The 16,458-nt window shown below is 42.5% G+C and carries 15 protein-coding genes; 12 read left to right on the forward strand and 3 right to left on the reverse strand.

Annotated features, from left to right (window positions below):
• Positions 1–44: 44 nt before the first annotated feature.
• Both BMX50_RS16010 and BMX50_RS16015 read left to right on the forward strand, forming a co-directional pair.
• The gene (locus BMX50_RS16010; RefSeq protein ID WP_091211538.1) at positions 45–1,457 is read left to right on the forward strand and encodes an oligosaccharide flippase family protein; all 1,413 of its coding nucleotides are present in this window, start codon (positions 45–47) and stop codon (positions 1,455–1,457) included.
• Complete coding sequence (locus BMX50_RS16015; RefSeq protein ID WP_091211539.1) at positions 1,454–2,668, forward strand: glycosyltransferase family 4 protein; 1,215 nt, start codon at positions 1,454–1,456, stop codon at positions 2,666–2,668. The genes BMX50_RS16010 and BMX50_RS16015 overlap by 4 nt, the downstream gene beginning before the upstream one ends.
• Here BMX50_RS16015 and BMX50_RS16020 read toward each other — a convergent pair.
• Together BMX50_RS16020 and BMX50_RS34565 are read right to left on the reverse strand one after the other, a co-directional pair.
• The gene (locus BMX50_RS16020; RefSeq protein WP_091211540.1) at positions 2,652–3,452 is read right to left on the reverse strand and encodes a glycosyltransferase family 2 protein; all 801 of its coding nucleotides are present in this window, start codon (positions 3,450–3,452) and stop codon (positions 2,652–2,654) included. The two genes, BMX50_RS16015 and BMX50_RS16020, sit on opposite strands and share 17 nt — an antisense overlap.
• Before the next feature lie 113 nt (positions 3,453–3,565).
• Positions 3,566–3,742, reverse strand: coding sequence for a hypothetical protein (locus BMX50_RS34565; RefSeq protein ID WP_167667959.1), 177 nt, complete (start codon positions 3,740–3,742; stop codon positions 3,566–3,568).
• 296 nt (positions 3,743–4,038) lie between these two features.
• Between BMX50_RS34565 and BMX50_RS16025 the strand changes: the two genes are divergently transcribed.
• From BMX50_RS16025 to BMX50_RS16045, 5 genes are all read left to right on the forward strand, one after another.
• Entirely contained in the window at positions 4,039–4,686 is a 648-nt protein-coding gene (locus BMX50_RS16025; RefSeq protein ID WP_091211541.1) for an RNA polymerase sigma factor, read from the forward strand.
• Positions 4,683–5,981: a hypothetical protein gene (locus BMX50_RS16030; RefSeq protein WP_091211542.1), complete on the forward strand. Its 1,299-nt coding sequence runs from the start codon at positions 4,683–4,685 to the stop codon at positions 5,979–5,981. The genes BMX50_RS16025 and BMX50_RS16030 overlap by 4 nt, the downstream gene beginning before the upstream one ends.
• Before the next feature lie 94 nt (positions 5,982–6,075).
• Positions 6,076–7,386 carry a hypothetical protein gene (locus tag BMX50_RS16035; RefSeq protein ID WP_091211543.1) on the forward strand — a complete coding sequence of 437 codons (1,311 nt, stop codon included), beginning with the start codon at positions 6,076–6,078 and terminating at the stop codon, positions 7,384–7,386.
• A 167-nt stretch (positions 7,387–7,553) separates the two neighbouring features.
• Complete coding sequence (locus tag BMX50_RS16040; protein WP_208864723.1) at positions 7,554–9,752, forward strand: outer membrane protein assembly factor BamB family protein; 2,199 nt, start codon at positions 7,554–7,556, stop codon at positions 9,750–9,752.
• A 9-nt stretch (positions 9,753–9,761) separates the two neighbouring features.
• Positions 9,762–10,208, forward strand: coding sequence for a hypothetical protein (locus BMX50_RS16045; RefSeq protein ID WP_091211545.1), 447 nt, complete (start codon positions 9,762–9,764; stop codon positions 10,206–10,208).
• A gap of 620 nt (positions 10,209–10,828) precedes the next feature.
• On the opposite strand, the gene BMX50_RS16050 is transcribed toward BMX50_RS16045, so the two are convergent.
• Positions 10,829–12,109 (reverse strand): hypothetical protein, encoded by a 1,281-nt coding sequence (locus BMX50_RS16050; protein ID WP_091211546.1) that lies wholly within the window; start codon positions 12,107–12,109, stop codon positions 10,829–10,831.
• A gap of 122 nt (positions 12,110–12,231) precedes the next feature.
• On the opposite strand from BMX50_RS16050, the gene BMX50_RS16055 reads away from it, so the two are divergent.
• The 5 genes from BMX50_RS16055 to BMX50_RS16075 all read left to right on the forward strand — a co-directional run bounded on the left by BMX50_RS16055 (position 12,232) and on the right by BMX50_RS16075 (position 16,457).
• Positions 12,232–12,882, forward strand: coding sequence for a hypothetical protein (locus tag BMX50_RS16055; protein ID WP_091211547.1), 651 nt, complete (start codon positions 12,232–12,234; stop codon positions 12,880–12,882).
• Positions 12,883–12,898: 16 nt separating this feature from the next.
• Positions 12,899–13,546: a LamG-like jellyroll fold domain-containing protein gene (locus BMX50_RS16060; protein ID WP_091211548.1), complete on the forward strand. Its 648-nt coding sequence runs from the start codon at positions 12,899–12,901 to the stop codon at positions 13,544–13,546.
• 7 nt (positions 13,547–13,553) lie between these two features.
• Positions 13,554–14,390 carry an alpha/beta fold hydrolase gene (locus tag BMX50_RS16065; RefSeq protein ID WP_091211549.1) on the forward strand — a complete coding sequence of 279 codons (837 nt, stop codon included), beginning with the start codon at positions 13,554–13,556 and terminating at the stop codon, positions 14,388–14,390.
• A 121-nt stretch (positions 14,391–14,511) separates the two neighbouring features.
• The gene (locus BMX50_RS16070) at positions 14,512–15,045 is read left to right on the forward strand and encodes a M15 family metallopeptidase (RefSeq protein WP_091211550.1); all 534 of its coding nucleotides are present in this window, start codon (positions 14,512–14,514) and stop codon (positions 15,043–15,045) included.
• Positions 15,046–15,248: 203 nt separating this feature from the next.
• Positions 15,249–16,457 (forward strand): glycoside hydrolase family 88 protein, encoded by a 1,209-nt coding sequence (locus BMX50_RS16075; RefSeq protein WP_091211551.1) that lies wholly within the window; start codon positions 15,249–15,251, stop codon positions 16,455–16,457.
• The last annotated feature ends 1 nt before the right edge of the window (position 16,458 follow it).

A 16,458-nucleotide genomic window follows, 5' to 3' on the forward strand; every position in this document is an offset into this window, starting at 1 on the left:
TGCCGGTAAAAACATTAGTATAAGGGTATAAACAACATACAGCGTTGCTCAGGAGTAAAGCGTTCATCAGGTTTTTTTCATCAGGTTTGCAGGCATTGGCCCTGCAGGTACTTGGCAGTATCTTTTTTTATGTTATTTCTGTTTACCTCAGTAAGGATAGCTTTGGAGCCATAAGCTGGATGAATGCAATCTCTATCTTCATTACTACAATACTTGGTTTTGGATTGGAGCAGGTGGTGATTCGCCGCATAGCAGCCTCACAACGGTCAGACTGGGCTGCCGCGGCATTTTTATTTCATTCGTTGGTTGCTTTTTCGGCAACACTTGCCGTATTGTGGCTATTGAGTTTAGTACTTCATGATGATATCTACAAGTTGCTTCCCTGGTTTTTTGCGGCCCAGGGTTTGCTTTTTATGGGGATACCGTTAAAGCAGTTTTTAAACGCGAAGGAAAAATTTACGCCTTACGGAATAATCGCTATTGTAAGTAATAGTTTGCGGGTTTGCGGGGCATTTTATCTTGTTCGCGTTCATCAGCTGCAGGTACGGTCTATTATCATAGTAATGATATGTACAGCCGGGGCCGAATTGCTGGCCCTGCTTATTTACGTTATTACTAAAACTGATTTTAACTTTAAATTCCGTTTTCAGGCCTATAAGAAACTGCTTAAGGAATCCGCAGCACAATATGTATCTGTAATATTTGACATGAGCCTCTCGCGGATGGATTGGCTGCTGCTGGGCTTCATGGCAAGTAAAGCCGTTTTGGCCGATTATAGTTTCGCTTACCGGGCTTACGAGCTTACCCGGCTGCCCATGCTCATTATTGCTCCGGTTATTTTACCGCGTTTATCGAGGTTAATGACGTTAAAACTAACTAACGAGCTGCGGGAACAGGTAAACGCTTTTAATACTGCCGAGCTGTTGCTGGCTATGCTTTTACCGCTTGTGTTTAATATCCTTTGGACACCGGTAGTTGGCATGATAACCGGCGGAAAGTATGGCGCTGCCAATGCCCCGGAGTTTTTAATACTTTCATTATGTATACCGTTACAATTTTTTATAAACCTGCTTTGGTCATTAAGTTTCAGTATTAAAAAGTATAAAGCTGTATCATCTGTTACGGTGACCTGTGCTGTAACAAATATTGGCCTTAACCTGGTATTGATTCCGCTGTTTAATGGTATAGGTTCGGCCGTTGCATTTTTAATTACCAATATACTACAGGCAGTGCTTTATTACCGGTTGGTAAATAAACATGTGATGCACATCAGCTTAAAACCATTTGCAATATTGCTGCCGGGGTCTTTGGCCGGGTGGTTTATCACAGCTTCGATAAATGTGCATTTTTTATTAAAGCTTTTATTGGGGATTGTTTTTTATCTGCTAATTGCAATGGCTACAAAGCAACTAAGCAGACGTACTATACAAACCAGTAAACAATTTTTAGCGCAATGAACATTTTATACCTGTGCGATGAATATCCTCCCGGGCCGCATGGCGGTATAGGTACCTATGTGCAGCTTATAGCGCGGCAAATGGTAAAACTGGGTCATAAGGTAATTGTCGCCGGTTTGTACAGCCGCGGGTATGGAGGCGCTGATGAATTTGAAGATGATGGTGTAAAGGTTTTCAGGTACCGTTGGGGAATTGATGGCACGTTGTTTGAAAAGCAGCAGGGTATAGGTACGCGAATAGTTAACAGGGTATTATTAGATACGGGAATAACGCAGCGGGATATTAAAAAAAGCCTGGCTGCCTATCAAACCAAACTCGAACAGATCATCACTTCCGAACAGGTTGATATTGTTGAAATGCCTGATTATAACGATTACATCCGGTTTTGTAGCTCTTATATACCGTTCCCCAATTTGTCGGTTCCGGTGGTTGTTAAGTTGAATGGTTCAATTACCTATTTTAATGCCGAGGCCGGAAGGACTGTTGCCCCGCATGTTCTGAAAATGGAACAGGATATTTTAAACCATGCGGTAGCCGTAAGCAGTGCGAGCGCTTATACTGCTGATAAAAGCGCCTCGTATCTGTTGTATAATAAGCCCATAAGCATATTATATAACGGTATCGATACGGATATCGCTTTTGAGAGGAATAGGATGTGTGATAACAAGCAAGTTGTATTTACTGGCAGCCTTGTTCAAAAGAAAGGTATTTTTCAGCTGGTGAAAGCCTGGAATATGGTAGTTAAAGAGGTTCCTGATGCCCGGTTACTGATACTCGGCAAAGGTCCGGCTGGCAAGGTAACTGCCTTTTTGCAAGAGCACGCAAAAAGCAGTGTGACCTTTAGAGGTCATGTTAATAAAGATGAGCTTTATGGCTGTTTAGCCGATTCGGCAATAGCGGTATTCCCGTCATACGCTGAGGCCTTTGCGCTGGCGCCATTGGAGGCCATGGTATGCAGAACGGCAGTGATCAATTCAAACCGAACATCAGGGCCGGAATTGATTGATGATGGCGTTAACGGATTATTAATAGATCCGGACGATGTTGAGCAATTGGCATCTGCAATTATTATGCTGCTTAACGCCCCCCAAAAGCGATTGAACCTCTCAATAGCAGGAAATGAAAAAGTGAAGCAATATTTTGATATCGACATTATAGCGAAACAAACTCTTCAGTTTTACCAGCAGGTGCTGATTAAACCTGTTCAATAGCCAATTCACTACGGTAAGTGCCCTGTTTCTGAGATAGTTCTTTATATTGCTTCAAATAAAGGTATTTAAGGTACGTGTTTTTATAAATAACCCGCGCTATGGCCAATCCTTCCGCACCATCTAAAAAACCCAACCTGATAATGTAATTGCGGAAAAACCCAAAAGCAGGCGAAAAGTGCAGCTTTATAAACGTTGCTTTTTTACCCGCTTTGTAATACTTAGCGGCGCTCAGCTGTGCATAATGTACGGCTTTGCGCTTAAAGTCGTCAATGTCTGTAACCGAATGATGATGGATATATCCGGCTATGTTTTTGATTAGGGCACCGGGAGGCAGCAATAATGTTTCGTGCACTTCTGTTTCGCCCCATTTTACCAGCAACCGGTTAAATAAACGCAGGTGATGATCGTTCCCCCAATTGCCAAAGCGGATCAGCTTTTTACCAAAGTATGATCTGAATTTGATGTCGTAAACAATATTGGGTTTATCAAAGTTTAAATTGTGAAGCGCTTCAATAAGCTTCATGTCTGGTGTCTCATCAGCATCAATGCTTAAAATCCAGTTATAGCGGGCCTCAGCTATCCCTTTATTCTTATTCGCCCCGTACCCGCTCCAGCTTTTTTGAAATACCCGGCAGCCACAGCGGCAAGCAATGATCTCGGTTTCATCGGTACTGTCGTTATCAATCACAACAATATCATCTGTAATTAAACGGGCCATTTTAATACAATCCTCAATTGAGGCAGCCTCGTTTTTAGTAATGATCACAACAGACACCGGTACCATGCAGCAGTAGTATTAATAGTATATATTAATCAGGGATCTGTCACAACCCCTTTATAAGATATATCGTACAGGTTTTGCGTATGGTTGCCTTAAACTAAGTAAATGGGAAAATATTATGGATTTAGTTTATTCCATGCGGTTACGTTAATCAGTTTATCAGCAATGGTATTTCGGCAGGCTGCATTGGGGCATAGGATAATCCAGCGGTCTTTAGTTTGTTCAATTACTGGACGGCGCCCGCATATTTTACAATTGTTAACGGGGATGTTTGGGTTTATTTCGATTCTCATAAAAGGCCTTTAAAACAGGCGGGAGTTAGATATATGGACATACGTTATAAACACAGGTTCCGGTTGCCTTCAAATCAAAAATATAACTAATTGTAGTGTTTTATTTAGCATGAATGAACTTGTACATTTTTTGTATAAATAGCCCTTATAAATGTGAAAATTGAGGGTCGTTTTGCTCAGATATGAGAAATAATAAAAATATTTTCAACAGCAGGCAACCTTTTAATATTAGTTGCCGTGATGTGCGTAGATTAGGTTAAATTTATACGTTTGATTCTGAGTTTATAAAACCCCATATGGGCGAAGACGAGTTACATCAACTGATCAATGGCTGTGTAAAGCAGGACAGAAAAAGTCAAAAAATGCTCTATAAGGCATTTTATGGGTTTTCTATGGGTATCTGTCTACGCTACGCAGGCAACCGTGATGAAGCTGCCGAAGTAATGAACCAGGGCTTTATGAAGGTATTTACTCATATTGACAGGTTTGACACTTCAAGGCCGTTTAAGGCGTGGATAGGCCGTATCATGATGAATGTTTCTATCGACTATTACCGCGCTAACTTAAAAATGGCTTACACAGAAGATTTAGAGAAGGCTGAAAATGTGAGTGAAGGGGACCTTACAGATAAGAATTTAAACTATGAAGACCTGCTTGCGATGGTACAGCAGTTACCCCAGGCTTATCGTACAGTTTTTAATCTTTTTGCAATCGACGGATACTCGCACGAAGAGATAGGTGAAATGCTGAACATCAGCCCGGGAACCTCTAAGTCAAATTTGCATAAGGCACGGCATAAGCTAAAACAAATGATATTAAAAGCAGAGGAAACTGCTAATAAAACCAATTACAACAGGGGTATGGATTTTAACCCGATTGTGGCCTACAATGGCACAGGTATAGATGTTAGGAGCACTTTTTTTAATAATGGTATCAGAGGATGAAAAGCGAAGAGGATTTAGATAACATTTTTAAGAAGGGGCTGGAAGACCCGGTGAATCATCGTGCGTTTAACGAAGATGACTGGGATGCGCTTGAGCAAATGCTTGACAAGGGCAAAAAACGCCGTGGAATTATTTACTGGTTGCCAATTGCAAGCGGAATAGCAGCTATGTTGCTGCTGTTTTTAGGCTGGTGGCTTTTTAAACCCAATGTACAGGATAATAATACAACAGGCCAGCAACAGGTTAAAGTTAAACCTATTGCGCCTAAAAGCAACCCTGTGACAACAGGTAGTAAGGATATTCAGCAACCTCAAACAGATACGGTTCAAAAAGCACCGCCAACAAATAATAACCTGGCCGCCAATAGCGGAACAAGCGACCGTGCCAATACAGCTCAATCTACTTTAGTTCCCTTTGTAAGAGCCGGTCGTCATAACGTTGGCGAGACAAGTAACAAAGCTAATGCCGGTTCAGATACCATTATGCGGCGTTATCCTGCACTCATGGCAGAGACTAATACCGGAAATAATAATGATGCTGTTTCAAACTTGCTGGCAAGTAGTACATCATCTTTGGATATTACAAAGGCTTCTTCATCTGCTCCCGATTTTAAAACGCAAATTGACAGACCGCTTGTCATAAATACAAACACATCAAAACCTGGTAAAAAGATTACTAAACAAAGCTTTGGCTACCGTCCGCAATGGGCTATTACTGCGCTGGCTTCGTCTGATGTTAATGGAACAAATTCGTTCCAGGGAAAGGTTGGCAGCAATTATGGTTTGCTGCTTTCATTTGGCGCCACTAAAAAGCTAACAATTACAAGCGGTGTTGTGTATTCGTCCAAGCCTTACAATACCAGCTTTGCCAATTATCGTACAGCATATGTGTTTAAAAACGAGCCAACGGATGTAACCGCCGACTGTAAAATGCTTGATATTCCGGTTAATATAGCCTACCAGGTATACGGTAATTTTCGCAATAAATTATCGGTGGGCACTGGTTTATCGTCGTACCTGATGCTGCATGAAAAGTATACTTATAACTATGCCGATGGTGCTAACAGTGCTTCGTGGCCTCAAACCTATACTGTACCCAACAGCAAGGGGTACTTATTAAGCATTATCAATATCAACGCAACTTATGAACATAAAATAAATTCAAAGTTTGGCGTAAGCGTTCAGCCGTATATGAAAGTGCCTATTTCGGGAGTTGGATATTCTGATATTAAACTACAGTCTACAGGTGTAGCAGTGGGGGTAACCTATAATCTTAATTCGTTCAGAAAGCCGTAATCGTTTGTATAACCGTTACCGTGCGGCCCGCGTTCCTCTTATAATAAATGGAATTATTATCTTGCGCCACATTTACCGCACAAGATCAATCGCCATGAAAAAACTACTGTTTTTTGCCCCTTTGTTATTATTGTTTTCATGCGGGCATGGCCCGGCACAGCAGCTCGAAAATAAAAAACTCAATAGCCTTGCTGTCGAATATGTAAAGCTTGGCCTCGCAATAGGGCAATACGACGGCGATTTTGTAGATGCTTATTACGGGCCAGATTCTTTGAAGCCAAAATCAGAGCCTCTTAAAACTTTCCCCAAGGATAGTTTGCTGGCATCGGCAAATAGTTTAATGAATGATTTGCGCATTGTTGCCAATACTACAAAAATTGATACCAATAAAATTCGCGCCAATTGGATGGCCGACCAACTGGTGGCCTTTAGTCGCCGTATCCGTATTTTTTCGGGCGAAGAGAGGCCTTTTGATGAAGAATCACGTGAGTTATTTGGTGTAGCCGCCCCGGTTTATACCGACGATTTTTTTAAGGGACAGGTAGCCTTGCTGGATAGTATTTTGCCGGGTAAAGGCAACGTGAACGACAGGTTTCAAAAACTGGCCAATAAATTTATTATCCCGAAAGATAAACTTGATCCGGTTATAAAAGCGGCCATAGCCGAAGCCCGTAAGCGTACACTTGCCCACTATCAGCTACCCGCCGGTGAAACATTTACGCTTGAATATGTGACCAATAAGCCATGGTCGGGTTATAACTGGTATAAGGGCGGTTATAAGAGCACTGTACAGATCAATACAGATCTGAAGGTTTTTATTGACCGCGCCATTGATGTTGGTAGTCATGAAAGCTATCCGGGGCATCATGTGTACAATATGTTGCTGGAGAAAAACCTGTACCATGATAAAGGTTGGGTGGAGATCTCGTTGTACCCGTTATTTAGCCCGCAATCGCTGATAGCCGAAGGCAGCGCCAACTATGGTATCGAGGTCGCCTTCCCTGGTGATGATAAAATTAAATTTGCTAAAAATGTACTGTTGCCGCTGGCCGGATTGGATACCGCCGGTATCAATCTTTATTTCAAGGCTCTTGCTATAAAAGGGACTTTGAATTATGCCCGTAACGAAGCAGCACGCGGATTGATCAATAACACCATGAGCCAGGATAAGGCTTTATCATATCTTAAAAAATATTGCTTGATGAATGATGAAACTGCGCAAAAATCAATCAGCTTTATCAAAAAATATCGCAGTTACGTTATCAATTACAATTACGGTCAGGATTTGGTGAAAAACTATATTGAATCAAACGGGGGCACAGCCAAAGCACCTGCCAAACGCTGGGAATTGTTTGGTAAATTGTTGAGCCAGGAAGTTGAACCGGTTAGTTTGGTGAAAAAGTAGGCGTTGTTTTTCTGTTTGGATAATATGGCATTCGTTTACAACGGGGGGCTAAACACAAAGAGGCGATTATATCGCCTCTTTGTGTTTATAAGATATTTTTTATTCATACATTAGAGGGCATCGTTTCCTTATAGATAACCAATTTAACACCAAATATTACCTTATAAATGATTAAACCACGGTACTTTATAGCCATGTGTTTTATGGCAGGTATTTATGCGTCATGTAAAAATCAACATAACAATTATAACAGCTGGCCGGCCTATGCAGGTTCAAAGGAGGGGCTGCGATATTCATCAAACGAAGAAATCAATTTAAATAATGTAAATAAGCTGAAAGTGATGTGGACTTTTAGCACGGGCGACAGAGACACTGCTAACCTGAGTCAAAATCAGTGCAACCCAATTATGGTGGATGGCATTTTGTATGGCACCAGTCCTAAATTAAAACTGTTCGCCGTAAACGCCGCTACTGGTCAACAAAAATGGCTGTTTGATCCTGCAAAGGATGATACAACCAATAACGGCGACCCGATGGCCTATTATAAAGTGAGCCGGGGCGTAATTTACTGGCAAAATGATGATGGCGGTGAAAAGAGGATTTTCTACAGCGTTGGGGCTAAAACCTGGGCCATTGATGCGGAAACAGGTGCACCCATACGTTCATTTGGGAACGATGGATATCTTGACCTTACTAAAAACCTGGACAGGGATACCAAATCGTTTGTGGCAGGCACTACGCCGGGCGTGGTGTATAAAGACGTTTTGATTGTAGGCGATCGTGTATCAGAATCGGTTGATGCTGCTCCGGGGCATGTGCGTGCTTATGATACGCGTACAGGCAAATTGAAATGGATTTTCCATACCATACCGCATCCCGGCGAAATGGGATATAATACCTGGGCGGATACTGCGGCTTATAAGAAGTTTGGCGGGGCCAATAACTGGTCGGGCATGGCACTGGATGAGAAGCGGGGGACTGTTTATATCCCGACCGGTTCGGTAGGCGGCGATTTTTATGGTGGTTTCCGGAAAGGGCAAAACCTGTTTGCCAACTCGCTGCTGGCGCTTGACGCTGCCACAGGCAAGTTGAAATGGTATTATCAGTTTGTGCATCACGACTTGTGGGACCGCGATTTGCCGGCTAATCCCAACCTGGTAACTATTGTTAAAGATGGTAAAACGATAGATGCTGTAACGCAGATCACCAAACATGGCTATGTGTTTATGTTCGATAGGGTTACGGGTAAGCCCATATTCCCGATAGTGGAAACGCCCGTGCCAACAAAAGGCCTTCCCGGTGAAGCTCCATGGCCAACGCAGCCTATCCCAACATTGCCACAGCCTTTTGCACGGCAAACGTTTAATCCCGAAGATGTTACAGACCGTACTCCCGAGGTGCACCAGGAAATGCTGGCTAAATATAACCAGGTTAAAAACCGAATTATGTTTACACCGCCAAGTAAAGAAGGCGGCTGGATTTTCCCGGGATTTGATGGCGGGGGCGAGTGGGGTGGAGCGGCAGTTGATCCCGAAACCAAGATCCTGTACGTTAATTGTTCGGAATTGCCCTGGGCCCAGGTAATGATAGATGTGCCTAAAACCAATACTGACGACCACTCGCCACAGGCACTGGGACACGTGGTATATAACACCAATTGTATTGGCTGCCATGGCGCAGAACTGAAGGGGAATGGAACATCATATCCCTCGTTAGTGAACATCAGCAAAAAATACACAGCCGACCAGGTAAGCGGAATTATTGCAAGTGGCCGTAACATGATGCCATCGTTTAAACAAATTTCGCCCCAGGATAAGAAAAATCTTCTTGCGTTCCTGCTTAAAATTCCTGAAACAAAGGAGGCAAAAGAAGTAGCCAAAGAACCAACCAGTGATCGTACGGCAAGTTCGGCAACGGAGAAGAAAATGGTTGATGAAATACCTTATACCATGAACGGTTATAACCGTTTTCTGGATAAAGACGGTTATCCCGGCATAAAACCACCCTGGGGCACGCTCAATGCTGTCGACCTTACATCGGGTAAACTGCTTTGGAAAGTACCTTTGGGCGAATTTGCCGAGCTAAGCAAAAAAGGTATCCCGGTAACCGGTACTCAAAATTACGGTGGTCCGGTGGTTACTAAAGGGGGCCTGATTTTTATTGCAGCGACTAAAGACGAAAAGATCCGCGCGTTTGATAAACGTACCGGAAAAGTAGTTTGGGAAGCTCAGCTACCCGCGGCTGGCTACGCTACCCCGGCAACTTATTCAATTGATGGTAAACAATACGTAGTTATAGCCTGCGGAGGCGGAAAAATTGGAAGTAAGTCGGGAGATAGTTATGTTTGTTTTGGATTACCCCACTAATACCTCAATATGGATTTATTTGAAGCAGTTTTTGAATTATACGAGCAAATAAGGTTAAAGGCCGAAAATGATTTTCAGGACCTGATCAAATGCCAGTACACGCAGCAATGTTACAGCGATAATGGCGCCTTTTGCCTTGTATTGGAAATTACTGTTTTGAAAAATATCTCTGATGACGATTACGGACTGGTATTTTCCATCAATGCCCAAACAGAACCAAACCACGCCGATCATAAAAGCGATACTAAAGGCATCTTTTTAATTGCCGATGTACATCATGGTGATAATAAAGTGATCAGCGGTTTGGATGAGCTTGTTTTTGATCCGCAAAATGATGCTGAAGTAAGAGCGGCATATGCAAAAATTGAGCATTTTATTAAACCATTTACTACAAGTGTGAGCAATTTGCTGGTACAGGGATATGATATTAAAGTAGAAGATAATTCGGTAAATTAAGGTGATGTTATAAAAGGCGTCATTGCGAGTATCCACCGGGGAACCCTGGAAAAAACCGTAATGGCGTAGAAAAAATATATTTTAGGGATGTTGTGCGGGGGGCGCGTTAGGGATTGCAGTGAAAAGCCCACAGCGTGTGTAGGGGTTATGGGTAGGAAAGGCGAGGACTTGTAACGGAAAGCCCGGGCCGCAGGCAACGCCCATGTTATAAAATCGATCAGAAAAATACACCTAATAATCAGTAGCTTACAATCACGTCATTATAAGGTACAATGCAATCTCCAATTATATAGGGCGAATTTGCTAATCGGGGATTATTAATATTTATAATTTGTTTTTTATAGGTATTAATGAGCTCTCTTAGGTCGGTTGTCTTCGTTTTTTATAATGACATAGTTTAAAGTTAATTATTAAATATTTTTTTGGGCGGTATTGCAAATATGGGCGTTGCCTGCGGCCCGTGCTATCCGCTCATACTGCACAAGGCATTAGCCACAAGGCCGGTATCCGCTACTATCACTAACGCAGCCCCGCGCACCATTTTTACTCGTAATGACGATTTTTTAGCCTTTTAAGCCTATTACATGATATCAGGGCAAGATGCTCAAATTGCCTGCCTCCTAAAACTTCTCCTCATAAACCGCTCCTCCCGGTGTTTCCAGCTTATATTGCTTAACCTCCCCGGGCCCTTCAAATTCAAACCGGATACCTACAATGCGGCCCATAGTGCCGGCTTGCTTAAATTCAAAGATCTGCTTGTTGTTGAGGTAGATCCTCAGATAGCGATCTTTCACGCTGCACCTCAGGTTCTGAAACTGCGACATATCTGTACCAAAAGCACTCAGGTCGTGATCTTTGCCGCTAACCCAGGCTGTGCCGGTTAAAATACCCATATCGGATATGCAGCCTTTGTTTACTATCGGGATAACAATAGCAGTACCATTACCTAAAATAGTAAGGTCGGCCTTCGCACAGGCCGACTGGCCGGGTGTTGAGGTATTGCGCAGGGTACAATCCATCACAAAGTTATCAGCATTGATACCCGGGAACTCTCGGATGTTGGCAAACTTTACCCATGTATTATTAAAAACAGGCGTGCCCAATTTTTGCTGTATCAGTTTGGCATCAATCCCCATATATCCCTGCCCCTTAATTTCTTCGGGCGAAAGGTAAACGGGTATAGGCTGATGGTCGAGAATACCCTTCCAGCCTTTGGTTTTAATAAACACCGACGTTTCTTTTTTTACATATCTATCAACAATAAGCTTAGCAATGAAATAACCTGGATTATAGTAAATTGAGGTGAATTGTTTGCCATCCCCCGGAACCTGCTCGCGGCGGTTGGGATCCCATGACTGCTGGATAAAAACGCTGTCGGAGTGAAATGCCGAAGCATCGTAATTAAATACAACCGAATTTGGTAAATCGTCAGAAACCTTTTTACTGCTGAATTTTATTGAAGCCGGATCAACAGGCTTGTTACGCTTGCTGCTCATGAAAAATAAAGCACCAAGAAGAAGCAATACGGTACTGCCAGCCCATATATAACGTAAACGAGGCTTGGAACGAGTGGCAACAGGGAGTTTCTTTATCTCGTTGACTTCAGCAGGTTGTTCAATTATGCCGTTAACCTGGTGGTGCTGCCTGAAATCGCGCCAGCTGGTGTAATCAAGGAAGCAGGCAAGTGCGTTCAGCGTGGCTGCATTGGGGAAGCTTTCGTAGCGTACTTTACCCCAAATCCGTTTTAGGGTTGATACGCTGAGCTGCACCCTGGTTTTATCAAAAATCTGCTGACTTAGCTGCTCAAAGTCATCATTGCCCCAAATGCTGCTATCGCCCCAGTTTAACACTTGCTCAATAAGCTGCCGGCATAGCAGAAGCAATTGTTTTTCTTTTTCCATTGATCTACAGGTAATAATGTGGTTTAAAACGCTTTGAACAAACTTGAACTTAACTTGAAACGCCGCCCGCGCCTGATTGTAAAGGCAATTTGCAAGTTTTGACTAAAGTTAAATCAAAACCCATGAACAACAAGATTTTATTCATTGCCATACTAAGCATGACGCTTGGCAGCAGTTTTTGTTACAGCCAGCAGAAAAAAGTTACATATGATATTAACCGGCTCCTTAACGAAAATAAACTGACTAAAGCGTATCCCCGCCAAACTGTTGCTGAAGTTACCGACGGCAGTAAAAAGGGCCTTACCTCAGATGGTATATTATGGCTCAAGAATGTAAACTTTAAAACCGGTACTATAGATGTAGACCTGCGTGGGAGGGATGTGTTTCAGCAAAGCTTTTTAGGAATAGCCTTTCATGGAGTAGATACTACAACCAATGATGTTATTTATTTCCGCCCTTTTAATTTTCAAACCACGGATACGCTTCGCCGGATGCATACGGTGCAATACATCAGCGAACCCGATTTCCCCTGGGACAAACTCCGTAAAGAGCATCCTTTGGTTTATGAAAATGCGGTAAACCCATTTCCGGAAGCTACCGCCTGGTTCCATGCGCGTATCGTTGTAAATGCCGATGATATAGTTGTTTATGTAGATCATTCGGATAAACCCTCGCTTACGGTAAAGAAGCTCAATAATCGACAGAACGGGCTCATCGGTCTCTGGTCATCCGGGTTGCCGGGCGATTTTGCCAATCTTGCCATCACTCAATAGTCATAAATCAATCATCATGAAAAAACTAACCTTACTGTTCGCCTTGTTTGCTGCTGTAAAAATACAGGCTCAGCAAAAGTATCAGCTGTATGACCTTTCGGTTATAAACCCTAAACAATGGATCATCCCCAAAAACGATACGCTCGACTATGAGTTGGGGAGTTTCGACGGAAAAAACGCTTTGCTTATCAAACGAAAAATTCAAAATTACAAATCGGCCAGTTTGGCTTACAAGCCGGGTTTAAATTTTAAAGACGGCATTATTGAAATGGATGTAGCCTGCACTATACCTAAAGGTGGTTTTGTGGGGCTCGCTTTTCATATCAAGGACGCACATCATTATGAAACAGTTTATTTCAGGCCCGGATCATCAGGTACAATCAATGCCATACAATATATGCCCGAAAAAAAGACTGAGTTTAACTGGTGGGATTATGAGGCTACAAAATACCAGGCCAAAGCTGTAATTCCGCAAAATAAATGGTTCCATGTAAAAGTGGTGGTCCAGGGAAGCAAAATGGAGGTTTATGTGGATAATGCTGCAAAGCCAGCTATGATATATACAGCGCTTGACCCATCATTAAAAAGCGGCGCTGTAGGTTACTGGCATGGCAACTGCCCGCAGGGGGCTTATAAAAATCTTGTTGTAAAGGCTTTTAATTAATGCTGTTATGAAAAAGGTTTTATTGCTGCTGCTGTTTTTTATCCCCATAATTGTTAAAGCGCAAAATATCCCTTACGGTAATAATCCGACAGCAGGTAATTATGCGAAAGCTAAGGATGGTACCAGGATTTATTATGAAACCTACGGAACAGGAAAACCCCTGGTACTGCTGCACGGAGGGTTGTATGGTGAAATTTCGGAATATGAAAACCTCATCCCGGTATTGAGTAAAAACTTTATGGTAATCGCTATCGCTACACGCGGGCACACGAAATCGGAGATAGGTCATCAGCCTTATACCTATGAACTGATGTCGGACGATGCTTATACGGTGATCAGGCAGGTTACTAAAGACAGTATTACATTAATAGGTTTCAGTGATGGGGCAGTGATAGCACTTGACCTCACCATGAGGCATCCCGATTTGGTGAAGAAACTGGTGTTTGCTGGTGGTAATGTTTCTGCGGCAAGCTATCGCCCCGGGGAGATGGACGAGTTGAAACGCCTGTCTGGTGCATCACTTGAACGCGATATGCCGGATTTTGTACGTGAGCGGAAAAAGCTTATGCCCGAACCGGAGCGTTGGGGCGAATTTGTACAATTGCTCAAACATGCCTGGATCAATCAAACTACCGTAATGCCCGAACAGATAAAGCATATCAAATGCCCTGTACTGGTTGCCGCAGGCGACCGTGACAGATACAATCCTATCGAAAGTTTTGTGAGTATTTACAAACTGTTGCCGTCGGCTCAGCTGGCTATCATTCCAAACTCTGATCATATCATCTTTTACCGGCAACCGGCTTTGATGGAAACCATAGTGATGGGCTTTGTGCTAAAATAGAGGGATAGATATTATTGATATGGCTGTTAATAATCAATTAAATACAGTGTTTTCACGGATTGATTCTTAAACATCAGGGTTGTAGATTTATATTAATATTTCACTCTTTAAACCTATTACCATGTCAGTATTAGATTCGTTAGTACCCGCTTTTAGGGACAAAGTAGTTCAGTTATTAGCCAACTGCAAAGCAGCAGGATATGAAATGCAGCCAACAGAAGGTTTAAGGGGCCCGGTTGAACAAGGCAAACTATGGCGTCAATCCCGGACCAAAGCCGAAGTTGATGCAAAAATAGCAGACCTGCAGGCACATGGAGCCGCTTTTCTTGCTGATTGTATTATTAAAGCAGGCCCGCATAATGGCGATCATGTTACCAATTCAATTCCCGGTTTATCCTGGCACCAGTGGAATGAAGCTGTGGATTGTGTTTGGATAGTAGATGGCAAAGAGGAATGGAGCATTAATAAGCTTGTGCAAGGAAAAAACGGCTACCATGTATATGCCGATGAAGCCCAAAAGTTAGGTTTAACTGCCGGAGGACTATGGAAGTCTTTTAAAGACTGGCCACATGTACAATTACATTCTGCCCCAAGCCCGGCCGGAGATTTTTCATTACAGCAAATAAACGATACGATGAAAAGACGTTTTTCATGAAATTACTTCCCGACTTACGAAGTTTCCAAAACTTCGTAAGTCTTATCTTCGCCATTAACAGCCGAAAAACTGCCCTCACTACATCGATGTAGTAGAAAAATCTGCCAATTACCCGGCTGTTGCTTGTTTTTTTGAGTTTAAAATCTGCACTTTTATAACTTGAAACGTGCCCTGCATAAGCACTTTAACCAGTTATATAGTCTATGAAATTTAAACATTTGTACAAATCGACCATTACTGCATGTTTGTTAGCGCTAAGCCTTAATTCCTTTTCGCAAAACAACTTTAAACCACAAAAGGATGTATTGGCAACCATCAAAAAAAACTTTGCAGATGCTGATGTTCAATATAAGTACATGGCCAAACAATTTGGCGCCGATGAGTTTCCGAAAACCTATCACCCAACTACAGATAAGTTTGAAACAAGTAACAGCAGCTGGTGGTGCAGTGGCTTTTATTCGGGCACATTGTTGAAGATCTATCAGCAAACTAAAGATGCTGAACTGCTTAAACAGGCTAATAACAATTTAAAAGACCTCGAAAAAGAACAATATAACAAAGGGACACATGACCTTGGTTTTATGATGTATTGCAGCTTCGGCACGGCAAACCATCTTGAGCCGAAACCTGAGTACAAAGAAATTTTAGTTAATAGTGCTAAATCACTATCAACCAGGTTTAACCCAACTGTTGGTTGTATCCGCTCATGGAATTCAAAAGCCAATGATTTTCTGGTGATCATTGATAATATGATGAACCTGGAACTGCTGTTTTATGCTACCAAAGCAACCGGCGACTCGAGCTTTTATAAAATAGCGGTTACCCACGCCAATACCACTATGAAAAACCACTTTCGCCCTGATTTTAGCTCGTACCACGTAATTAATTACGATGAACAAACAGGGGCGGTAAAAGAAAAGAAAACCGCACAGGGCTTCGCTAATGAGTCGGCATGGGCAAGGGGGCAATCGTGGGGGCTATACGGCTACACAGTGATGTACCGCGAAACCAAGGACAAAAAATATCTTGAGCAGGCAAAAAATATAGCTCATTTTATATTGACTAACCCAAACCTGCCTGCCGATAAAATACCTTACTGGGATTTTAATGCGCCAAACATTCCTAATGCACTGCGCGATGCTTCTGCTGCTTCGGTTATGGCGTCGGCTTTGCTTGAGCTTTGCCGTTACGTTGATAAAAAGGATGGCCAGGAGTATTTTAACACTGCTCAAACCATTATCAAAAACTTATCGGCCCCAGCATATAAAGCTGATTTAAATACCAATGGCGGATTTATACTAAAACACAGCGTAGGCCATTTCCCGGCAGGTACCGAAGTTGATGTGCCTTTAACTTATGCTGATTATTACTTTGTTGAAGCTATGCAGCGTTATAAGGCTTTTGCCAAATAAT

It is taken from the genome of Mucilaginibacter gossypiicola (genome assembly GCF_900110105.1).
GTDB lineage: Bacteria > Bacteroidota > Bacteroidia > Sphingobacteriales > Sphingobacteriaceae > Mucilaginibacter > Mucilaginibacter gossypiicola.